Here is a 22,025-nt window from a genome sequence, read left to right on the forward strand (position 1 = left end):
GAGGAGAGTTTATGAAAAAATTATTAGTTTTAATGGTTGTTTTGATTTCTGCTTTGTTAGTTTTTGGTGAGGAAGCAACATCGACTACGCTTCCAGGTACAACTGTTGTAGCTATAGTGAATGGTGAAGAAGTTACACTTGATCTTTTAAATTCACAAGCAAATATTAATGGTTTACTTGTTAAAATTTCTGAAGTGGATCAAACTTTCTTTAATGTATTAACAAACACTGATGAGGGTGTAAAACTTTTAATGAGGTATAAAAGAGCCGTTTTGGATCAAATAGTTGATAAATTACTTATAGTGCAATTTGCTGAGAAGTATGGGGTTAGGCCAACGGATGAAGAAGTAAAGCAATTTGTAGATAAACAAATTTCTGATTATTTATCTTCACAAGGAATTGACGAAGATACCTTTAATATGTATTTACAGTATGCAAATATGGGAACATTGAAGGAATTTAAAGAAAAATTATTTTTTGATACATTGGTGAATATGTCTATAAAGAATTTATTTGATTATGCATCACAAGATGCTACAGTAACTGATGATGAAATTAAAGCTTATTATAATGAAAATATTGATAAATATTCTACCCCCACACAATTTGACTTATATGTTTTAACGTTTACAAATGAGACTCAAGCAAAAATGGCAAAGGATAAGGTAGCATCCGGTATAGATTTTCAAACAGTTGCTAACGAATTTAATTTGGGAGATTTTAAGTTTGAAAACATAGCTAAAGGTCAGGCATTTCCTGATAAACTTTGGGAATATATAGAAAATGCTATGGTTGGGGCTATTTTAGGTCCTATTAATGTTGATGGCACGTTTTATATTGTAAAAATTTTGGAAAAAATACCTCCACAAGTGAAAGAATTTGAACAGGTTAAAGAGGAAATTGCAAATGAATTATTGAGTAATAAAAAGTCTGAAGTTTGGTCTAAGTTTATAGATGAGGAATTTGCTAAATTTAAAAAAGAAAGTCAAGTAAAAATTTTGTACACTACTGAGTAAGTTTATTTACATAGAGACAAGCTCATAAAGGCGAATTGTATTCTAATACCCCCTCTGCTAAGATTGAATAGAAGGGGGGCTTTTTATATCTAATAAAAGATTATTTGTTATAAATCGAACCTTCTTTTTTAATATGATATAATATCTTGTGACTAAAAATCAAAGGAGGTAGAGTTAATGAAACTTAAAACGATGACAATGGAATGGACGGGAAATGAGTTAATTTTGATTGATCAAAGAAAAATACCTTTAAAAGAGGAATATATGACTTGTAAAACATATGAAGAAGTTGCTATTGCGATAAAGGAAATGGTTGTAAGAGGAGCCCCTGCAATAGGAGCTTCGGCAGCTTTTGGGTACGTTTTAGGTGCAAAAAAGTTTAATGTAAATACTTTTGAAGAGTTAAAAGAAAAGATGTTTCATGTAAAAGAGGTTTTAGCAAATACAAGGCCAACGGCGGTAAATCTTTTTTGGGCATTGGAAAGAATGGAAAAAACTTTACTTAATTTTGGTAAACTAGATGGTATTGTCGAAAAACTCGAAGAGGAAGCAATGGCTATTGCAAATGAAGACATTGAGGCAAATAGGAGAATGGGTAAATTTGGTGCAAAACTTTTAAAAGATGGTGATACTGTACTTACACATTGTAATGCGGGAGCTCTTGCAACTGTAGATTATGGTACAGCATTAGGTGTAATAAGAGCGGCCGTTGAAGAAGGAAAAAAGATAAAAGTGTATGCTGATGAAACAAGGCCATATTTGCAAGGTGCGAGACTTACAGCTTGGGAATTAATGAAAGATGGTATAGATGTGACTCTTATAAGTGATAATATGTCAGGCTGGGCAATGAAACTTGGTAAAATAAATGCCGTTATTGTTGGTGCAGATAGAGTGGCTGCAAACGGAGATGTAGCAAACAAAATTGGTACGTATATGGTTGCGGTTCTTGCTAAAAGACATGGAATACCTTTTTATGTTGCTGCTCCAACTAGTACAATTGATTTAAATACCAAAACAGGAAAAGATATACCAATAGAAGAAAGGAGACACACTGAGGTTACACATTGTGGTGGAACACAGATAGCCCCTGATAATGTAAAAGTATTTAATCCAGCCTTCGATGTTACAGATGCAGAATTAATAACTGCAATAATTACGGAAAAGGGTGTAGTTTACCCACCATATGAAGAAAATCTGAAAAAACTCTTTGAGGAGTGATTGTATGATAGATATTAAGTTATTAAGGCAAAATCCAGAAATATTTGCTGAAGCATTAAAAAAACGTAATGCAGACACAAACATAATAAATGAAATTATAAAGATTGATCAAGAATGGAGGAAATTAACTACCGAGATAAACAATTTAAAATCTGAAAGAAATAATCTTTCAAAGCTTGTAGCAAAAGCAAAGGCAGAAAAAAATGAAGAAAGAGCAAAAGAAATTATTGAAGAAAGTAAAAAAATTGGTGAAAAAATAAAGGAACTTGAAAAAGTTCAACAAGAATATGAAACAAAAATGAAAAATATTGCTTTGAATATTCCAAACATTCCACATGAAAGTGTTCCTATTGGTAAAGATGAAACAGAAAATATTGAGATAAGAAGGTGGGGTGAACCGAGAAAGTTTGGTTTTGAACCAAAGGCACATTGGGATTTGGGTCCAGAGATAGGATTGATGGATTTTGAAAGGGCAGCAAAATTAAGTGGTTCTAGATTTACAATAATGTATGGGTATCTTGCAAAACTAGAAAGAGCACTTATTCAGTTTATGTTAGATTTCCATACAAAAGAGCATGGATACATTGAGGTTTGGGTTCCTCATTTAGTGAAGCGAGAGACAATGATTTTTACAGGTCAATTGCCGAAATTTGAAGAAGAAGCTTACAATATCGAAAAAGATGATCTGTTTTTAATACCTACTGCTGAGGTGCCTCTTGCTGCTTTGTATGCAGGAGAAGTTTTAAATGAAAAAGATTTACCTAAAAAATTTGCTGCATCCACCCCTTGTTACAGAAGAGAAGCAGGAAGTTATGGAAGAGATGTGAGGGGAATGATAAGGCAACATCAATTTGATAAGGTTGAACTTGTATGGATTACTACCCCGGAAAGATCATTTGAAGATCTTGAGACGTTAACAAGGGATGCTGAAAAGATTTTACAACTTCTCGAGCTTCCTTACAGGGTAGTTTCTTTATGTACTGGTGATTTGGGTTTTGCTGCTGCCAAAACTTATGATATTGAAGTCTGGCTTCCATCGTATAATACGTATAAAGAAATATCTTCTTGTAGTAACGATACAGATTTTCAGGCTAGACGTGGGAACATAAGGTACAGAGGAAGGGATAATAAACTTCATTTTGTACATACATTGAATGGGTCGGGAGTCGCAATTGGAAGAACATTGGTCGCTATTATTGAGAATTATCAAAACCCAGATGGTTCTATAACAATTCCAAAAGTTCTGGTACCGTATATGGGTGTTGAAAGAATTCCTTAAATTAAGTCGCACAGCGGAGGCTGTGCGATTTTTTATATGTATGATAAAATAATAAAGATGATAGTTTTTCATAAGAAGGTGAAAGGGTGGATTATATCTCTAAAATTAGAAAAATGAATTATTTAGAATTGAAAAAGTTTGCAAGGGAAATAAGAGAATACATAATAGATGTTATTTCAAAAAATGGAGGACATTTAGCTTCGAATCTTGGTACAGTAGAATTAACATTAGCGTTGTATAGAGTTTTTGATCCTTACAAGGATTATATAATTTGGGATACTGGTCACCAAACCTACACCCATAAATTGTTAACTGGAAGGTGGGAATTATTTCCTACAATTAGAAAATATGATGGTATAAGTGGTTATACAAGTATTTTCGAGTCACAAGCTGATAGGTTTGGTGCAGGGCATGTTGGCACGTCTATTGCTGCTGCTCTAGGAATCGAACAAGGTTTGAAATTGCAAGGAAAAGAAGCCCACGTTGTAGTTGTTATTGGTGATGGTGCACTTACTTCCGGTGAGGCATTAGAGGCTTTAAATCAAATAAAAACGCTTAATTCAAAAATCAAAGTTATTATAAACAGTAATATGATGTCAATTTCCAAAAATGTGGGAGCTTTATCAAATTTTTTTGATAGATTAAGGACCAGTAAAATTTATTTGGAAATGAAACAAACTATGAAAAAAACTATTAAGGGAAGTGTTGAAAAAGAATTAAAAAGATTAAAAGAAGCTTTGAAAGTGTCTATAACTGGTGATGACTTTTTCGAAGCATTATCTATAAAGCATTTAGGACCTGTCGATGGGCACAATATAAAAGAGATGGAAGAAGAATTCAGAAGAATAAAAGATTATGATTATCCTGTTGTTGTAACTGTTAATACTCTAAAAGGTAAAGGTTTTCATTCTTCAGAGGGAAATCCAGAAAAATATCATAGTGCGGGGAAATTTGATATTTCTTCAGGAACGTTTATAAAGCATCCTGGTTTTATTTCTTTTAGTGAAGTTTTTGGAAAAATGTTAGTAAAACTTGCTGAAAAAGATGAGAAAATAATAGCAATAACAGCAGCTATGAAAAGAGGGACAGGCTTAGACGAATTTGCAGAAAAATTTCCAGATAGGTTTTTCGATTTAGGTATTACCGAACAAACTTGTGTTACATTTGCAGGTGGTCTATCAAGGGTTGGTTTAAAACCAGTGTTTGCTGTATATTCTACCTTTCTTCAAAGGGGATTTGATCAAGTTATTCACGATATAGCACTTCAAAAATTGCCAGTTGTTTTTGCTATTGATAGAGCGGGTCTTGTGGGTGAAGATGGACCAACTCATCATGGAGTATTTGATATAGCATATTTAAGAATAATTCCGAATCTTAAAATATATGCTCCCAGAGATGTTCAAGATTTGGCTAACACGTTATATACAATTTTTAAGTTACCTATTGATGGTCCAGTTGCAATTAGATATCCTAGGGATTCAGAATTTGGTGAATTCGAGCAAATTTATGATAAAATTAAGATGATAGATTTGCAAGATTGGGAAATATTAAATCGCGGTAAAAATGTAGCAATTATTTCAACTGGTACAATTACAAATAACGCGCTAAAAGTAGCCTTAAAAAATGGCTGGACTTTAGTATTTGCTAGGAGTATAAAACCAATAAACACAGAAGTTTTGAATTGGGTTTTAGACAATCATAAGTACGTATTTTCTGTTGAAGAAGGTTCAATAGAAGGAGGTTTTGGTGAATCGCTTAACAAATACGGTAAAATTTTTAATATAGGAATACCTGATCGATTTATTGTACATGGTAGTAGAAAGAAACTTTTAAAAACATTGGAACTCGATGAAGAGGGGATTTTAAAACAGATTATGCGAATAATTGAAAGGAGGAATGCATATGAAAATACAAACGGAATTTGGAGAACTTGATATAACATTAAATGCGATTAGGAAATTAGTTTATTTAGCAATTCTTGAAACTTATGGACCAGTAAGCATTGCAACAGAGAACTGGCTCTCAAAGATTGTGGGTAGTGAAGAAAGTAGAGTAAAAATTCAGGAAGATGAATTTGGACATATAAAAGTTGATGCCTACGTGGAGATAGAGTATGGAACGAAAATTTCTGAAGTGGGAAGGAATATAATTGAAAACGTTAAACATAAATTAAAAGAATTTGCCGGATGTGAAAGTGTTGAAGTAAATGTCCATGTAATAGATGTAAAATAAGGAGGTAGATGTCTTGAAAAGACTAACAGCTGAAAAGCTGAAGCTTTGTTTTATGAAAGGTACAGAAAATCTACTAAAACATAAAGATGAAATTAATGCTTTAAATGTTTTTCCAGTTCCAGATGGTGATACAGGTTCAAATATGTCTGCAACTATGTTAGAAGGATGTAAATATTTGGAAAGTATAGAGAATAAGGTAACAATGGAAAAGGTATTAAATGCTATAAAAAACGGAACTTTAATGGGTGCAAGAGGAAATTCTGGTGTGATACTTTCGCAGATTTTTAGAGGATTTTGTGATTATTTAAAAAATGTAAAACAGATTACAGTTGCTGATTTTGCATTTGCTTTTAAATCTGCAAAAGATGTGGCTTATGGTGCTGTTATGAAACCTGTAGAAGGAACGATTTTGACAGCTATAAGGTACTTGTCTGAAAAAGTAGAGGAGCTTTCTGATGCACAAGATTTTAATGAATTTTTTGAAAAAACGCTGATGATATTAAAAAAAGCAGTTGATGATACTCCAAATTTATTAAAGAAATTGAGAGATGCAGGTGTGGTAGATGCTGGAGCAAAGGGTTTATATTACATTATGGAAGGATTTTATAAATACATTCAGGGTGAAACTACAATTAATCTTGATGTTAAAACTACTAGTATGCCTGTGGAAGAAATACAGTTTATACCTGAAGATTTAAAATATCAGTATTGTACCGAGTTGATAGTGAGAGCTTTTGATGAATTGAATAATGGACAAGAAGAAGAGATTAGGAATTTCTTATATGAAATAGGAGATTCTGTTGTATTTTTTGTGCAGGATAATGTTATAAAGCTTCATGTTCACACAAATAATCCTGGAACGGTTATTGAAAAACTTCTGGGAGTTGGAGAACTTTTAAAGGTTAAGATAGATAATATGAAAGAACAGCATGAACATTTTATTGAAACGGGGTATAAAGAAGAAGGCCCAAGAAAGAAAAACGCAATTGTTGCGGTATCTCCAAGTGAAGGTATTTCAAGGATTCTCAGAGATTTAGGTGCAGATATGATTGTTATTGGTGGCCAAACGATGAATCCAAGTACGGCAGATATAAAAGTGGCAGTTGAAGCTCTTAATGCAGACAATGTCTTTATATTTCCGAATAATTCGAATATAATTCTTGCTGCTAGGCAAGTGGCATCTTCAATAGAAGATAAAAATGTGTATGTAGTGAACACAAAAAATGTTCAAGAATGTGTTGCGGCTTTAATAAGACATGTTCCAGATGAAGAACCAGAGAACTTGCTTAAAGTTTATGAAGAGGCTGTTTCGGAAGTAGTAACGTTGTCTGTTACCAGAGCAGTTCGGAATGCTAGATTAAATGGTGAGAAAATAAAGAAAAATGAATATTTGGTATTTGTGAACAATTCACTTCAAACACATGATTTGGATTTCAAAAAAGCTTTAGAAGATGCGTTTGCTAAAATTGAAGATTTAGAAGAAAGAGAAATTATAACGATTTTACTTGGAAAAGATGCAACTCCTATTGAAATAAATATTTTAGAAAAGTTAGTCAAGCAAAAATATCCAAATTTAGAAATTGAAACATACGAAGGAGAGCAAGTGCATTATCCATTTTTAATATTAATAGAGTAGGTGATATGAATGAAAGAAGTATTTAGAGTTTCTAGGATAGATGATAAATATATATACGTCGAAAGAGATACTACTGCATGTGGTAGTTGCTCACTTTCAGGAAGTTGTAATGTTCAGAACATTACGGAAATGAAAATTGAAAAAAAGAAAAACTTAGAAGTTTTTCCAGGAGATTTTTTAATATTGGATATGAAATTAAGGCCAGCATTGATTGCGTTCTTTTTATACGGTCTTCCTATCGTATTCTTGATTGTTGGAGTTGGGTTAGGTGGTTTTTTTGAATTATCAGACTTTCTTAGTTTTGCAATTGGTATTTCATTTATGAGTGTTGCATTTGTGATAAATTATTTTATCGATAAAAAATATAAACCAGAAATTGTAGATGTAAAACATAATCGGGGGGAAATATAGTGATTTATCAGTTTAGAAAAGGGAGCGGAAAAAAAGGTTGGATAGTTGTTGTGCATGGTTTGGGTGAACATATAGGCAGATATGAGAAATTAGTCGAAGGACTAATTAAAAGAGAATTTGGTGTAATAGGTTTTGATCTTCCAGGGCATGGAAAAAGCCAAGGAAGAAGAGGACATACGTCAATTGAAGAAATTATTAAAGTGATCAATAACTTAACTAACGATATCGAAAAATTCCATATTTTTGGTCATAGTTTAGGCGGATTAATTGCTATTAGATATGTACAGGAAAACGTGGATCGTGTTAAAACGTTGGTTGTTTCTTCACCGGCATTGTACATCAAGCCATCTATTTTACAAAAAGTTCTGTTAAGTATAATGATATATTTTTATCCTTCATTAACAGTTAGTAATGGAATAGATCCAAATCTTTTATCTAGAAACAAAGAGGCTGTGGAAAAATATGTGAAGGATAAATTGGTACATGACAGAATTAGTGTAAAATTGGGAAGAAGTCTTGTGAAAAATATTCAACTTGCTCATAGTAGAGTTAATGATATAGTTGTTCCTACACTAATGTTAGTTGGAACGGAGGATAAAATAACGCCTCTTGACGGTTCATATGCCTTCTTTGAGAGATTGCAATTACCAAAGGAAGATAAATTATTAATAAAATATGAAGGTGGTTATCATGAAATGTTTGAAGATCCAAAATATCGTGAAAAGTTTTATAATGATATTTTTGAATGGTATGAAAATCGATGGAGGTGAATAAATGAAGATAGATGAAAAATTAGTTGACGAAGTTGCAATGTTGGCTAGATTGAAAATAAGTGACAAAAAAACTTTTATAAAGGAAATGCAGAAAATTGTTGACTATTTTCAGATTCTTGAAGAAGTGGATACTTCAGAACTTGAGCCAATGTACACACCTATAGAAAATGCTACTAAGTTAAGGGATAATAAAGTAAGGAATTTTGAAGATGTTGAGTCTATTCGCAAAAACTTTCCGAACAGAGATAGAAATTACTTAAAAATTCCAGGAATTCACAAATAGGAGGTATTATGAAAGTTATAGCAACCAACAAGAAAGCGTATTCAGATTACACGATTATTGAAACATACGAGGCAGGTATAGAATTGAGAGGGACAGAGGTTAAATCATTACGAGATATGGGTGCAAATTTTAAAGATAGTTTTTGTAGGATAAAAAATGGAGAAGTATATTTATTAAATCTTAATATTCCCCCATATAGAAATGGGAATATCTTTAATCATGATCCGGAAAGGCCTCGGAGGTTATTATTACACAAAAAAGAAATTCATCGATTACTTGGAAAGGTAAAAGAGCAAGGTTTAACTATTATACCTACGAAGTTATATTTCAATGAGAGAGGTTTAGTAAAAGTAGAAATAGCTGTAGCAAAAGGGAAGAAGCGGTATGATAAAAGAGAGGATATTAAAAAGAGAGAAATTAACAGAAAAATACGAGAGTATTTAAAAAGAAATAGATAGGAGGGGAATAATGAGTTTACTTGAAAAAGTAGAAGAAAGAATTAGACAGTTTAAAGAAAATTACAATCCAGAATTTATAGAGGTTTCGGAGGTAGAAGTTAATAAATATATTTGAACATACGAATTTAAAAGCAACAACTACCGAGCAAGATATATTAAAGTTATGTGCAGAAGCTAAAGAATATAATTTTAGGGGGGTTTGTGTAAATCCTTCTTTTGTTTCTTTAGCAAGAAGGAATCTTGAAGGTACTGATCTGAAAGTTGTAACTGTTGTTGGTTTTCCATTGGGGGCAACATCCATTGAATCGAAAGCTTTTGAAGCAAAAAAAGCTGTTGAAGATGGTGCAGATGAAGTAGACATGGTTATTCACATTGGACATTTGAAATCCGGTAATTATGAATATGTATACGAAGATATTGCTTCAGTTGTTAATGCTGCAGGTGTACCTGTGAAAGTAATTATTGAAACATGTTATTTGACAGATGAGGAAAAAATAGCAGCTTGTGTAATTTCTATGGAAGCTGGGGCAGCTTTTGTGAAGACATCAACAGGTTTTGGAACTTACGGTGCAAAAGTTGAAGATGTAAGTTTAATGAGATGGGCTGTGAGTGGGAAATTAGGTGTGAAAGCTTCTGGAGGGATTAAAACATATGAAGATGCAATAAATATGATTAAAGCTGGAGCAACTAGCATAGGTACAAGCTCTGGGGTTTCAATTGTGAAGAGGTGATATTTTGAAAGTTTTAGGTCTCATTTTAGCTGGAGGAAAAAGTGAAAGGCTCGGGAAATTAGTGTATAAAAGGGCAAGCGCAGCTTTACCCATTGCTGGGAAGTATAGAGCAATTGATTTTACTTTAAGCAATATGGTAAATTCTGGAATAATTAAAGTCGGTGTATTAACCCAATATAATCCAAGAAGTTTAATGGATCATCTTGGTTCTGGTAAAGAATGGGATTTGGATAGAAAAAAAGGTGGACTGTTTATTTTACAGCCATATATAGGATTAAATGGTCAATACTGGTATAAAGGAACTGCTGATGCTATTTTTCAGAACATAACAATTTTAAAAAGGGGAGACGAAGACTATGTACTAATAGGTTCTGGAGATCATGTTTATAAAATGCTTTATAACGATTTATATATGTTTCATTTTTCAAAAAGTGCTGATATAACTTTACTAACAAAAGAACTTGATGAAAGTTACAATATAAAAGATTATGGTAGTGTAATAGTAAATGATGATATGAGAATTGTTGAATTTCATGAAAAGGTTGAAAATCCACCTTCAAGGAGAGCATTCTTAGGCGTATATTTTATGAATAAACATTTGTTAATGGAACTGTTATATTCTACTGTTCCTAATGAGAAATATGATTTGTTGTTAGATGTTATTTTACCAAGAATTAATGAACTCAAAGTTTATGCGTATGATTTTAAAGGATATTGGAGGAATATAAAAAAAGGAGTTAATGAATATTATAAAATTAATATGGAAATTGTTGAAAATAGAAAAATTCGTGAAGAGTTATTTTTTAAAAATGGGAAAGTATTTACAAAGTTGAAAGATTTTCCACCTGCTAAGTTTACTGCAACGTCAGATATTGAAAATTCTATAATTGCTGACGGTTGTATTGTTTCCGGTGTGGTCAAGAATTCTGTACTTTTTAGAGGAGTGACTGTGAAAGCAGGTGCCAAGATCGAAAATTCTATAATAATGCAAGGAACTTTAGTGGAAGAAGGTGCGGTAATTAAAAATGCCGTAATTGATAAAGATTGTATAGTAAGAGAAGGACAAACACTTATTGGAGATTTTGAACCGGTAGTGTTAGAAAAAAGAATGATAGTATAGGAGCTGATAGAATGAAAAATGTTTTAGCTCTCATTCTAGCAGGTGGGCAAGGGACTCGCTTAGGAGTTTTAACGGAAAAGATAGCTAAACCTGCCGTTCAATTTGGAGGAAAATATAGGTTAATAGATTTCACTTTAAGTAATTGTGTTAATTCTGGTATTTATAAAGTAGGAGTTCTTACGCAATATAAACCCCATCTTCTTAATAAACATATTGGTATTGGAAAACCTTGGGATTTAGATAGAAAAGATGGTGGAATAACTATATTACAACCGTATTTTACTGAAAAGGCAAAAGTTTGGTTTAGTGGAACTGCTGATGCAGTTTATCAAAATATTGAATTTGTTGATGAATATTCTCCTGAATATGTTGTTATCCTTTCCGGGGATCATGTTTATTCAATGGATTACAACGAGCTAATTGATTACCATATTTCAAAAGGTGCTCTTGCAACTGTAGCATGTCTTGAAGTACCCCTTTCAGAAGCAAACAGGTTTGGAATAATGGTAACGGATCTTGAGAATAGGATTATAGAATTTCAGGAAAAACCTGAAAAACCTAAATCAAATCTTGCTTCATTAGGTATATACGTTTTTCAATGGAGCTTTATTCGAGAAGTTTTAATACAAGATGCAAATAAACCAGAAAGCTCTCATGATTTTGGGAAAGATATTATACCTGAGATTATTAAAACAAAAAGAGTGTTTGCTTTTCCTTTTGAAGGGTATTGGAGGGATGTTGGAACAATATACTCCTATTGGGAAGCAAATCTTGAATTAACAAGAGTAATACCTGCTTTCAATATACATGATGCCAGCTGGAGAATTTATACACATTCTGAAGAAATGCCACCGGCTTATATATCAAAAAAATCAAAGATAAAAAATTCGTTGATTAGTGAAGGTTGTGAGATATATGGAAACGTGGAAAGTTCGGTTATATCTCAAGGAGTTGAAATAGGAGAAAATTCAGTAATAAAAAATTCAGTTGTTATGTCAAAAGTAAAAATTGGGAAGAATTGTTATATAGAGAATGCTATAATTGCTGAAAATGCAATTATTGGTAATTCAGTGAAAATAGGAGAAGGCGAATATGCAGAAAGCAAATTAAATAATAAAGTTTATAACAGTGAAATTTCTGTAATAGGAATGGATAGTATAATCGAAGATAATGTTGTCATAGGTAAAAATTGTGTAGTTGGAATAGAGAAAATATTACGTTCTGGTTTAACGTTAAATTCTGGAGAATATATTTAAAAAACTTCAATCATTGCTGAGGTGTTAAATTTGAGAATAACTAAGATAAATGAAAAAAATTATAAAGAATGTGTAACCTTAATTTATCGTGAAAAAAAGGAGTATTTCGATTTTCTCTTTAAAAATCCGATTAAAATAATTGAAAAAGCTGTTTCCAGATCAATTCCACCGTTTTTACCTGAAAATTCCATAGTTTTTGAGGATAATAAAGGGAATGTATTAGGAGTTCTTTTATTTGCTCCTAAAAGTGCTTTTAGACATGGTTACGAAAAATGGTTTAAAGTGTTGGGTTTTAAGGTCTTTGGTACAGGGTTGAAATTATCTTCAATTATAGGGCAAATTCTAATCAATTTTACTGTTGATGATGTTTATATGATTTCAGTTTCAGGAAAATCATTGGATGTAGAGTATGAATTGCTATATCATTTTATAACCTCCCATGAATTCTCTCGAATTATAGCAGATGTACCTAAATCGATCTTGGAAAAATATAGAATTTTTGGGTTTGTAGAAAGTCAAGTTTTTAACGATAGAATAGTAAGAATGCACAAAAAGATGAGTTATAAAACTGCAAGTGGTATTGGCTGGGATACTCATCCCCTTGTTAAGGACAGAAAACTAGTCTTAGGTGGAATTGAAATTCCATATGACTTTGGTTTAAAAGGGCATTCAGATGCTGATGTTTTAGTTCATAGTATTATAGATTCGTTAATTGGTGTCTCACTTAAGATGGATATTGGTAAAGTTTTTCCTGAGGATAAAGTTCCAGAAGGTATGAGTAGTATGAAAATGCTTGAAGAAGTGTTAAGAATGATAAAATCAAAGGGTTATTTTCCAACAAGTATAGATTGTGTAATAATTTCAAAGTACAAACTTGGGCAATTTAGAGAAGATATTGCAAACAATCTTTCAGATACATTAAGTTGTCCCGTAAGCTTGAAATTTAAGACTGGAAATGAAGTTTACCCCGAATCTAAAGGGTTAGGTATAACTTCCATTTGTGTTAGCAATTTAATAGTAATTTAGTAAGAGAGGTGGTAATGTGAAAAAAGTATTAGTTGGTTTGTTATTGATATTATCTTTAATTTCCTTTTCAGAAATATATTCAATTAAAATTGACGATACTCCGTTAGGGACAGCAGTTTTAAGAGAAATTACTGATGAAGTTTATCAAGTAGTTACTACTATAGATTATGGAGTATTTTATACAATTGAATCAACTACCACATATGACGGACCATATTTTAAAGATTATATTGCAACATTCAGTGTTGATGGGACAACTACTGGGAGAATTATAGGAAGTTATGACGGGGAAGTTGCGAATTTTACTTTTGAATCTCAAGTTAGTTCAAATACAATTTCTTTGAACAAGCAGAATTTAGTTATTTTAGATAACAATTTCATGCTTTCACATTTTTTAAAGATTATTGAATATCCTTCCCCTATTTTTGAAATAGTAATACCTCAGCTTTTATTTAATCCTTCAAAAACGGAATATGCTGTTGGCGAAGCGATTTTAAATAAAAAAGGGGATACTTTTGTGATTTCATTTGAAAATGAAAAAATACTTATTACTGTAAAAGATAATAAAATTTACAAAATCGAATATCCCGATTCTTCAATAACTGTGGAGCTGGTTGAAAATGAAGACTTCTGATTTGTTGAAACAATATGGAATAAAGTTAAAAAAAAACTTAGGTCAGAACTTTCTATCAAATACTGAGATAGCTAGACAAATTGTTGAAGTTGCAAATGTAAAGGCTGATGACGTGATATTGGAAATTGGACCTGGAGCTGGGACTCTAACTGAAGAACTTTTGAAAACAGGTGCAAAAGTTGTAGGAGTAGAGATAGACAAGAGATTGAAGCCTCTTCTCGAGAGATTAAATGAATTTGAAAATTTTACATTGGTTTTTGAAGATTTTTTAAAATTTGATATTTCAACCTTGCCAAAACATTTTCGGGTGGTTTCAAATATTCCTTATTCTATAACAGGACCGATATTAAAAAAACTTTTATTTTCAGATTTCTCAGATGCATATTTAATGGTTCAAAAGGAAGTTGGTGAAAGACTTTTAGCACCAATAGGTGATTCGAATAGGAGTTTTTTGACTGTTGTAGTACAAACCTTCTGTACCGTTGAAAAGGTATTGACAGTTTCAAAAGGTAATTTTGTTCCCAATCCCAAAGTTGATAGTGTTGTGTTACATATATCTAAAAACACGGAAGTGTATGAAAAATACGATATAAAAATATTTTGGGATTTTGTTTCAAAATGTTTTGGTCAGAAAAGGAAAACTTTGTATAATAATTTGAAAACATTTGTAAATAACTTAGATGATTTAAAGAAAAAATATGATTTAACGTTGAGACCTGAGCAAGTTAGTAAGGAAATGTTTTTACAAATATTTGAAGAATTGCTGAGCCCCAATTAGGGGCTTATCTTTTGAAAAGGAGGGAACACATGAAGATCATATTTTTAGGTACACCAGATTTCGCCAGCGAACATTTAGAATATTTATTGAGAAATAATTTTAATGTTGTTGCCGTTATATCCCAACCAGATAAACCAAAAGGTAGAGGAAAGAAAATTTTACCAACACCGGTAAAAGAGCTTGCATTAAAATATGGTATTCCTGTATTTCAACCAAAAAGTTTGAACAAGGAAGGATTAAAAATAATTGAGGAGTATAAGCCTGATATAGGAATAGTAGTTGCATATGGAAAACTTTTAAAATCACCTTTTCTAGATGCGATCCCTTTTTATAACGTACATGCTTCATTATTGCCTAAGTATAGGGGAGCTGCGCCTATTCAAAGGGCATTAGAAAATGGAGAAAAGAGAACTGGTATTACTATTTTTAAAATAGGAGTAGGAATGGATGACGGACCAATTGCTATTCAAAAAGAAATAGTTGTGGGAGAATATGAAACGTTTGGTCAATTGTATGTAAAACTTTTAGAAGTTGGTAAGAAAACACTGGAAAAGTTTTTAAAAAATTATCCAACAAAGCTCGTTCCACAAAATGGTGAGCCAACTTTTGCTCCAAAAATTAGTAAAGAAGATTTAAACGTCAATTTTTCAGATAGCTGTTTAAAAGTTAAAAACAAAATAAGAGCTTACGATCCTGTTCCTGGTGTAAAAGCGATTTTGAATGGCAAAATCGTAAAACTCTTTGGTGTGTTTTATTTTGAACAAGCTAATATCAACAAACCAGGTGAAGTACTCGAGATTAAAGAAGAAGGAGCAATAGTAGGTTGTAGTGACGGTGTTGTTGGAATTAGAAACATACAATTTCCAGGTAAGAAAAAGATAACTTTTATGGAAGCAAAAAATGGTAAGCTTTTAAAAGTGGGTGATGTTTTTGAAAAGAGTTAATATAGTTGGTGCAGGACTTGCAGGTGTAGAAGTTGCATGGAAACTAGCAAAAGAGGGTATATCAGTAAGAATATTTGAGCAAAAACCTCTTAAGTTTTCACCAGTTCACAAGTCTAAATATTTTGCGGAGTTAGTGTGTAGCAATTCTTTAAAATCGGAAAGTTTGGAAAATGCTGAAGGTGTGTTAAAACAAGAAATGAAAATGCTAGATTCGATAATTTTGCATTGTGCTGAAAAACATAGAGTACCTGCCGGAAAAGCTTTAGCTGTTGAAAGAGAGGGTTTTTCTAAATGTATAACTGATATTATTTCTTCGTTTCCAACTGTTGAGGTAATTAATGAAGAAGTGAAATCAATTGATTTGGACACGAATGAAATATGGGTAATTGCTACAGGACCAACTACGGATGGAGAATTTGCAAAGTGGCTTTCAAAGATTACAGATGGATTCTTAAACTTTTTTGATGCAGTAGCTCCTATTATTTCAGGTGAGAGTATAAATTTTGATGTTTGTTTTTTTGGTAATAGGTATGGAGAAGGTGGTGGAGACTACGTAAATTGTCCAATGACGAAAGAGGAGTATGAACGATTTCATGAGGAATTACTAAAAGCCGAGAAAATTGAAATGAAAGATTTTGATAAAAGTTTGTTATTTGAAAGATGTCAGCCGATAGAAGAAATCGCAAATACCGGTAAGAAATCCTTAGCATATGGTCCATTACGTCCTGTAGGATTTTTAGATCCTAGGACCGGTAAAAGACCGTATGCAATTGTTCAGCTGAGGAAAGAAGATGAAGCGGGGAATATGTATAATATAGTTGGTTTTCAAACTAGATTGAAGTGGAAAGAGCAAGAAAGAATAATACGCCTTATACCAGGTTTAGAAAATGCAGAGATTTTGAGGTATGGTGTAATGCACAGAAATACATATATTAATACTCCAAAAGTTTTGGATAAATATTTAAGGCACAAAAAATATAGAAATTTATTTTTTGCTGGACAAATTGTTGGAGTTGAGGGTTATCTTGAATCGGCGGCAAGTGGAATTTATGTAGGTCTAAATATTAATAGGGTTTTAAATGGTAAAGAATTAATTACATTTCCTGAAAAAACAATGATTGGAGCATTAATTAGGTATGTTACGACAGCGACGGATTTAAAACCAATGTATGCAAATTTTGGACTTGTAAATGTAAAAACAGAGTTGAGAAATAAAAAAGAGAGAAGAAAATTTTTATCTAATATTTGTATAGAAGAAATGAAAAAGTTTGTGGATATGCTAAAATAAAGTTTAGGAGTGATTTCATTGAAATATGCTTTATTAGGATTAGGAATTAGTAATAAAGAAATATTAAAATATCTTTTAAAAAAAGGTGAAAAAGTTTTTGTAAGTGAACAAAAAAAACTTAGTGATAGTGATAGAAAATTTTTAATTGAAAACAATGTCGATTTTGAAGAATTGGGACATTCATCTAAAGTTTTAGAAAACGATGTTATTTTGGTTAGTCCTGGTATTCATTTTGACAATCAAATTATTAAAAAAGCAATAAGCGAGGGTATTAAAGTCGATACAGAAATATCTTTTTGTACCAACGAATTTGAGAAATTAGGTTGGTTGCCATATATAGTAGCAGTTACTGGGTCTGTAGGGAAAAGTACGACTGTATCAATGATTCATCATGTATTAAATAAACATACAAGATCTTTATTAGCAGGAAATATAGGTATTCCTGTAGCTAAATTGTTAAATGATAACTTAAGGGCAGATTATTTAATTTTAGAAGTTAGTAGTTTTCAACTGTATTGGTCTCAATTGTTCAAGCCCAATCTTTCTGTAATTTTAAATATCTATCCCAATCATTTAAATTGGCATCCTGATATGGAACATTATGTTATGTCAAAGTTTAAGATAGCTATTTTTCAAGATGAAAACGATATTTTTGTTTATAATCCAGATGATTCGCATATTATAAATAAATTAGATTTGGTTAAAGCTCGAAAAATACCATTTGTAAAATCATTTGATTTAGAAAAACTTCCCCCACATTTAAGATACAAACAAACACTTGAAAATGTTGCAGCAACTAAATCAGTTATTGAAGCTATGGGTTTTGAATTTAAAATAAAGTATTTAGATGACTTTCAAAAATTACCACATAGGATGGAATTTGTTACAGAAATAAATGGTGTTAAATTTTTTAATGATTCAAAAGCAACCAATGCTATAGCAGTTATTAAAGCAGTAGAAAATTTCGATGAGAATTTGCATTTAATAATGGCAGGGATTGGTAAAAAAGAGGATTACACCGACTTAGTAAATGTACTTGAGAAGCACACTAAATCTTTAGCAGTTGTTGGACCAATATTTGAAGATTTAAAACCTTATTTAGAAAACAAAAAAGTTAACTATTTTGAGGCTAAAAGTATAAGTGAAGCAGTTTTAAAATTATTTTCGGTTGCAGAAAAAGGTGATGTTATAATGCTTAGCCCCGGTGGAGCAAGTTTTGACGCTTATAAAAATTTTGAAGAGAGAGGCGAATATTTCAAACAAATTGTTATGCAACTCAAGGAGGGGAGAAATTGAAAAATGTTAGAAATATAAGTATAATCGCACATATTGATCACGGTAAAACTACACTCAGTGATAGAATTCTAGAAATAACTGGAGCAATTGAACCTCGAAAGATGAGGGCGCAATATTTGGATAGTATGGATATAGAAAGAGAACGTGGAATTACAATAAAATCTCATCCTCTTAGAGTTTTCTACAAATCAAAGAAAGATGGACAAATTTACGAAATTAATATTGTTGATACACCTGGGCATGTAGATTTTACATATGAAGTGGATAGAAGTCTTGCAGCAGTTGAGGGGGCAATTTTATTGGTTGATGCAACTCAAGGTGTCCAAGCTCAAACAGTAGCAAATACCTACAAAGCTGTTGAACATAATTTAGAGATAATACCTGTTATAAATAAGATAGATTTACCTAATGCTAATATAACGGAAACTGAACTTGAAATAGAAGATTTAATAGGTATCCCTGGAGATGAGATATATAAAATAAGTGCAAAAGAAGGTACTGGAGTTGAAGAACTTTTAGAAGCTATTATAGAAAAAATCCCTGCTCCATCTGGAAAAGACGAAGATAAATTAAAAGCCTTAATTTTTGATGCAAAATATGACAAATATAGAGGAGTAATAGTATATGTAAGGATATTTGACGGTAGTGTAAAATCAGGTGATAAGATTATGACTTTTTCAAATAAACAAACATATGAGGTCGTTGAGGTTGGGGCATTTACACCAGAAATGAAAAAGGTGGATTCTCTTAACGCAGGGGATATAGGTTATATTATTGCTGGAATGAAGGAAGTATCGATGGCCAAAATTGGTGATACGATTACTAGTGCTAAAGACCCAACCAAAGAACCATTACCTGGATACAAGGAAGTTAAACCAATGGTATACGCAGGGATGTATCCCGGCATTCCCGAATATTATGAAGAATTAAGAAAAGCGCTTGAAAAGTTAAAATTGAATGATTCGGCGCTAGTATTTAATCCTGACCATTCACCAGCATTGGGTTTTGGATTTAGATGCGGTTTTTTGGGACTTTTACATATGGATGTTGTGAAAGAAAGACTTGAGAGAGAATTTGAAATGGCGGTTATTTTAACTGCTCCAAATGTTGAATATAAAGTGGTGTTAAAAAACGGGGAAGAATTATTAATAAATGACCCTGCAAAGTTTCCCAGTGAGAGTGAAATACAAGAGGTATATGAACCTTATGTGAAACTTTCTATAATTACTCCGCCAGAGTATCTTGGAAAACTAATGAATTTGGTACAGAACGAAAAAAGAGGTACCATGATATCAACTGAAAATGCAGGTTTTGAAAGAGTTGTGTTAAATTTTGAAGTACCATTGGCAGAGATAATTTTTGATTTCTTTGATAGAATGAAAGCTTTAAGTAGAGGGTATGCATCAATGGATTATGAATTAATTGGATATAGAAAAAGCGATTTGGTTAAAGTGACGATTTTAGTAAACAAAGAACCGGTGGAAGCTTTATCAATGATTGCTCATAAAGATAAAGCATACACTATGGCGAGGAAACTGGTAGATAAACTGGCAGAACTTATTCCTCAACATCAATTTGAAATACCTATACAAGCAAAAGCAGGCGGTAGAATAATAGCTCGTTCGACAGTTAAAGCGTTAAGAAAGGATGTTCTTGCCAAATGTTATGGTGGGGATGTTACAAGAAAAATGAAATTGCTTGAAAAGCAAAAAGAGGGTAAGAAAAAATTGAGAGAAATAGGACGAGTAAGTATACCACAAGAAGCATTTCTTGCCTTGCTGAAAGTTGGCGAAGATGAAAATAGTTAAGATTGTATTTTTACTCATTGCAACTATTTCAATAGGTTCTCAAGTTTATTTTACTGAAAATGGAATTTTAACAGATGTTGTAGCTGAATTTATAAAAAACTCAAAAAGTTTTTTATATATATCGTCGTATAGTTTAAATGAAGAAAAAATTGTAGAAGTAATAAAACAGGTTTACAATTCAGGAATTGATATAAAAATACTTTTGGAGACTCCGAGCCCGTTACTTGGAGATTCGGTAAAAATGGATTATGAGAAATCTTTACATCATGCAAAGTTTATCGTAAATGAAACAGGAGTGTTATTTGGGTCTGCCAATTTTACTAAAAGTGGGCTTGAGACGGGTTTTAACGATGTTATTTTTTTCGAAAACTATGTAGAACAATTCAGAAAATTATTCTTAAGTTTATGGAACAAAGGAGAAGTAGTAGGATGTCAACCATTTTTAGTTGTAGGTTATGATAATGTGGAAGAAAAGATATTGGATTTTATATCTCATGCAAGGAAAAGAATTTATGTGGTAGTTTATGCTTTTACGAATAAACAGATCTTTACACTATTAAAGTACAAAGAATCCAGAGGATTGGATGTAAGAATTATTACGGACTCTTGGTTTATAAATTCAAATTTAAACGAAATACCCAATAGAAATTTGAAGATAATATTTAAACCAATGTTACATCATAAATTTATGATTATCGATAATATGGTAATTTTGGGTTCTGCCAATTTTACGTTGAATGGATTAAATAAAAATTTTGAAATGATTTATATAACTGACGATTTTTTGGAAGAGTATTTAAAAATTTTTGAATATCTTTGGAGGTTTGAAAGTGGAAACAATAATTTTAAAGATTGATCCATTGGGAGAAATAGATATTAAAATTCCAGTAGAGATAATAAAAAAAGGGGGGCTTGTGGCATTTCCCACTGAAACTGTGTATGGACTGGGGGCTAGCGTTTTTAATGCACATGCTGTAAGTAATATATATAAGGTTAAGGGAAGGGCCTCAGATAATCCTCTAATTGTTCATGTAAGTGATTTTAATAGTGTAAGTGATATCGCAATATTACCTGAAAAGTTCGAAAAAGTTGTAAAGAAACTTACTCCAGGTCCAATTACATTTGTATTAAAGAAAAAAGAGGGTATACCAGATGTTGTAACTGCAGGTTTGAATACTGTTGGTGTCAGAATACCTGCACATCCAGTTGCTCGAAAATTATGTGAACTTGCTGGTCCTATTGCCGCTCCAAGCGCGAATCTTTCAGGAAAACCAAGTCCAACAAATGCGTCTGCTGTAATTGAGGACTTAAATGGAAAAATAGACTGTATAATTGATTCTGGTGATACACCTTTTGGGTTGGAATCGACAATAATAGATTTGTCGGGGTGTACACCTGTTGTTTTGAGACCTGGGCCAATAACAATAGAAGAATTAAGAGAAATATTTGGTGAAATAGATATTCCAGATTTTGTAAAAAATGCAAATCATGTAGAGAATCCCAAGGCTCCAGGAATGAAGTATAAGCATTATGCTCCAGAAAAACCATTATATATGTTTTATAGACATGAACGTGAGAAAATTTTAAAACTTGTGGAAAAAGAAAATGGTGTTATCATTTGTCCGGAAGAACATAGAAAACTGTATCCTAAAGAAAGGGTCATTATTCTTGGAAAACTTGAAAATCCATATTCAATAGCTCAAAATCTTTTTAAAGTATTGAGGTTGTTTGACAAAACGGGTTTTCAAGTTGGGTTTATCGAAGCATTTGAAGAAAGTGGTATACTATTTTCAGTGATGAATAGATTAAAAAAAGCTGCAAAGCTCTGGAGGTGATTT

Annotated in this window: 22 protein-coding genes; all 22 read left to right on the forward strand. The window is 32.0% G+C overall.

The features are described 5' to 3' along the window. The first annotated feature begins 11 nt into the window (after window positions 1-11). The 22 genes from BUB65_RS03110 (at window position 12) to BUB65_RS03215 (ending at window position 22,022) form a co-directional block, all read left to right on the forward strand. Window positions 12-1,016, forward strand: coding sequence for a peptidyl-prolyl cis-trans isomerase (locus BUB65_RS03110; protein ID WP_073072103.1), 1,005 nt, complete (start codon window positions 12-14; stop codon window positions 1,014-1,016). 177 nt (window positions 1,017-1,193) lie between these two features. After that, on the forward strand, window positions 1,194-2,234 hold the full coding sequence (gene mtnA / locus BUB65_RS03115) for an S-methyl-5-thioribose-1-phosphate isomerase (protein ID WP_073072105.1): 1,041 nt from the start codon (window positions 1,194-1,196) through the stop codon (window positions 2,232-2,234). Between the two features lie 4 nt (window positions 2,235-2,238). Continuing rightward, a complete protein-coding gene (gene serS / locus BUB65_RS03120) occupies window positions 2,239-3,513 on the forward strand; it encodes a serine--tRNA ligase (protein WP_073072107.1) in 1,275 nt (424 codons plus the stop codon). 86 nt (window positions 3,514-3,599) lie between these two features. Continuing rightward, window positions 3,600-5,447 carry a 1-deoxy-D-xylulose-5-phosphate synthase gene (gene dxs / locus BUB65_RS03125; protein ID WP_073072110.1) on the forward strand — a complete coding sequence of 616 codons (1,848 nt, stop codon included), beginning with the start codon at window positions 3,600-3,602 and terminating at the stop codon, window positions 5,445-5,447. Further along, entirely contained in the window at window positions 5,416-5,745 is a 330-nt protein-coding gene (locus BUB65_RS03130) for an Asp23/Gls24 family envelope stress response protein (RefSeq protein ID WP_073072112.1), read from the forward strand. The genes dxs and BUB65_RS03130 overlap by 32 nt, the downstream gene beginning before the upstream one ends. A gap of 13 nt (window positions 5,746-5,758) precedes the next feature. After that, a complete protein-coding gene (locus tag BUB65_RS03135) occupies window positions 5,759-7,381 on the forward strand; it encodes a DAK2 domain-containing protein (RefSeq protein WP_073072114.1) in 1,623 nt (540 codons plus the stop codon). A gap of 9 nt (window positions 7,382-7,390) precedes the next feature. Then, a complete protein-coding gene (locus BUB65_RS03140) occupies window positions 7,391-7,792 on the forward strand; it encodes a SoxR reducing system RseC family protein (RefSeq protein ID WP_073072116.1) in 402 nt (133 codons plus the stop codon). Further along, a complete protein-coding gene (locus BUB65_RS03145) occupies window positions 7,792-8,562 on the forward strand; it encodes an alpha/beta hydrolase (protein ID WP_073072118.1) in 771 nt (256 codons plus the stop codon). Before BUB65_RS03140 ends, BUB65_RS03145 begins: the two co-directional genes overlap by 1 nt. A 4-nt stretch (window positions 8,563-8,566) precedes the next feature. Further along, the gene (gatC, locus tag BUB65_RS03150) at window positions 8,567-8,848 is read left to right on the forward strand and encodes an Asp-tRNA(Asn)/Glu-tRNA(Gln) amidotransferase subunit GatC (protein WP_073072120.1); all 282 of its coding nucleotides are present in this window, start codon (window positions 8,567-8,569) and stop codon (window positions 8,846-8,848) included. Window positions 8,849-8,856: 8 nt separating this feature from the next. Then, a complete protein-coding gene (smpB, locus tag BUB65_RS03155) occupies window positions 8,857-9,306 on the forward strand; it encodes an SsrA-binding protein SmpB (RefSeq protein ID WP_073072122.1) in 450 nt (149 codons plus the stop codon). A gap of 152 nt (window positions 9,307-9,458) precedes the next feature. After that, a complete protein-coding gene (gene deoC, locus BUB65_RS03160; RefSeq protein WP_327192013.1) occupies window positions 9,459-10,037 on the forward strand; it encodes a deoxyribose-phosphate aldolase in 579 nt (192 codons plus the stop codon). A 4-nt stretch (window positions 10,038-10,041) separates the two neighbouring features. Continuing rightward, window positions 10,042-11,157, forward strand: a complete 1,116-nt coding sequence (gene glgD / locus BUB65_RS03165; RefSeq protein WP_073072127.1) for a glucose-1-phosphate adenylyltransferase subunit GlgD — start codon at window positions 10,042-10,044, stop codon at window positions 11,155-11,157. An 11-nt stretch (window positions 11,158-11,168) separates the two neighbouring features. After that, window positions 11,169-12,413, forward strand: coding sequence for a glucose-1-phosphate adenylyltransferase (locus BUB65_RS03170; RefSeq protein WP_073072129.1), 1,245 nt, complete (start codon window positions 11,169-11,171; stop codon window positions 12,411-12,413). Between the two features lie 21 nt (window positions 12,414-12,434). Continuing rightward, on the forward strand, window positions 12,435-13,439 hold the full coding sequence (locus BUB65_RS03175; RefSeq protein WP_234946732.1) for a 2-C-methyl-D-erythritol 2,4-cyclodiphosphate synthase: 1,005 nt from the start codon (window positions 12,435-12,437) through the stop codon (window positions 13,437-13,439). Window positions 13,440-13,455: 16 nt separating this feature from the next. Beyond that, a complete protein-coding gene (locus BUB65_RS03180) occupies window positions 13,456-14,073 on the forward strand; it encodes a hypothetical protein (RefSeq protein WP_073072133.1) in 618 nt (205 codons plus the stop codon). Further along, on the forward strand, window positions 14,060-14,851 hold the full coding sequence (gene rsmA, locus BUB65_RS03185; RefSeq protein WP_073072135.1) for a 16S rRNA (adenine(1518)-N(6)/adenine(1519)-N(6))-dimethyltransferase RsmA: 792 nt from the start codon (window positions 14,060-14,062) through the stop codon (window positions 14,849-14,851). The genes BUB65_RS03180 and rsmA overlap by 14 nt, the downstream gene beginning before the upstream one ends. A gap of 29 nt (window positions 14,852-14,880) precedes the next feature. Continuing rightward, complete coding sequence (gene fmt, locus BUB65_RS03190; RefSeq protein ID WP_073072138.1) at window positions 14,881-15,795, forward strand: methionyl-tRNA formyltransferase; 915 nt, start codon at window positions 14,881-14,883, stop codon at window positions 15,793-15,795. Continuing rightward, window positions 15,776-17,083, forward strand: coding sequence for a methylenetetrahydrofolate--tRNA-(uracil(54)-C(5))-methyltransferase (FADH(2)-oxidizing) TrmFO (gene trmFO, locus BUB65_RS03195; RefSeq protein ID WP_073072140.1), 1,308 nt, complete (start codon window positions 15,776-15,778; stop codon window positions 17,081-17,083). The genes fmt and trmFO overlap by 20 nt, the downstream gene beginning before the upstream one ends. 18 nt (window positions 17,084-17,101) lie before the next feature. Continuing rightward, on the forward strand, window positions 17,102-18,379 hold the full coding sequence (gene murD, locus BUB65_RS03200) for a UDP-N-acetylmuramoyl-L-alanine--D-glutamate ligase (protein WP_073072142.1): 1,278 nt from the start codon (window positions 17,102-17,104) through the stop codon (window positions 18,377-18,379). Beyond that, entirely contained in the window at window positions 18,376-20,187 is a 1,812-nt protein-coding gene (lepA, locus tag BUB65_RS03205) for a translation elongation factor 4 (RefSeq protein WP_073072145.1), read from the forward strand. The genes murD and lepA overlap by 4 nt, the downstream gene beginning before the upstream one ends. Beyond that, on the forward strand, window positions 20,174-21,043 hold the full coding sequence (locus BUB65_RS03210) for a phospholipase D-like domain-containing protein (RefSeq protein WP_073072148.1): 870 nt from the start codon (window positions 20,174-20,176) through the stop codon (window positions 21,041-21,043). Before lepA ends, BUB65_RS03210 begins: the two co-directional genes overlap by 14 nt. Further along, window positions 21,018-22,022, forward strand: coding sequence for an L-threonylcarbamoyladenylate synthase (locus BUB65_RS03215; protein WP_073072150.1), 1,005 nt, complete (start codon window positions 21,018-21,020; stop codon window positions 22,020-22,022). Before BUB65_RS03210 ends, BUB65_RS03215 begins: the two co-directional genes overlap by 26 nt. The last annotated feature ends 3 nt before the right edge of the window (window positions 22,023-22,025 follow it).

Source organism: Thermosipho atlanticus DSM 15807, assembly GCF_900129985.1.
Lineage (GTDB): Bacteria > Thermotogota > Thermotogae > Thermotogales > Fervidobacteriaceae > Thermosipho_A > Thermosipho_A atlanticus.

Excerpts from the sequence above, each read along its gene's own strand:
- BUB65_RS03110 (WP_073072103.1), top strand. The coding sequence starts at position 12 with ATGAAAAAATTATTAGTTTTAATGGTTGTTTTGATTTCTGCTTTGTTA.
- trmFO (WP_073072140.1), top strand. The coding sequence starts at position 15,776 with ATGTTTTTGAAAAGAGTTAATATAGTTGGTGCAGGACTTGCAGGTGTA.
- gatC (WP_073072120.1), top strand. The coding sequence starts at position 8,567 with ATGAAGATAGATGAAAAATTAGTTGACGAAGTTGCAATGTTGGCTAGA.
- BUB65_RS03140 (WP_073072116.1), top strand. The coding sequence starts at position 7,391 with ATGAAAGAAGTATTTAGAGTTTCTAGGATAGATGATAAATATATATAC.
- BUB65_RS03210 (WP_073072148.1), top strand. The coding sequence starts at position 20,174 with ATGAAAATAGTTAAGATTGTATTTTTACTCATTGCAACTATTTCAATA.
- smpB (WP_073072122.1), top strand. The coding sequence starts at position 8,857 with ATGAAAGTTATAGCAACCAACAAGAAAGCGTATTCAGATTACACGATT.
- fmt (WP_073072138.1), top strand. The coding sequence starts at position 14,881 with ATGAAGATCATATTTTTAGGTACACCAGATTTCGCCAGCGAACATTTA.
- BUB65_RS03130 (WP_073072112.1), top strand. The coding sequence starts at position 5,416 with ATGAAAATACAAACGGAATTTGGAGAACTTGATATAACATTAAATGCG.
- BUB65_RS03170 (WP_073072129.1), top strand. The coding sequence starts at position 11,169 with ATGAAAAATGTTTTAGCTCTCATTCTAGCAGGTGGGCAAGGGACTCGC.
- mtnA (WP_073072105.1), top strand. The coding sequence starts at position 1,194 with ATGAAACTTAAAACGATGACAATGGAATGGACGGGAAATGAGTTAATT.
- rsmA (WP_073072135.1), top strand. The coding sequence starts at position 14,060 with ATGAAGACTTCTGATTTGTTGAAACAATATGGAATAAAGTTAAAAAAA.
- serS (WP_073072107.1), top strand. The coding sequence starts at position 2,239 with ATGATAGATATTAAGTTATTAAGGCAAAATCCAGAAATATTTGCTGAA.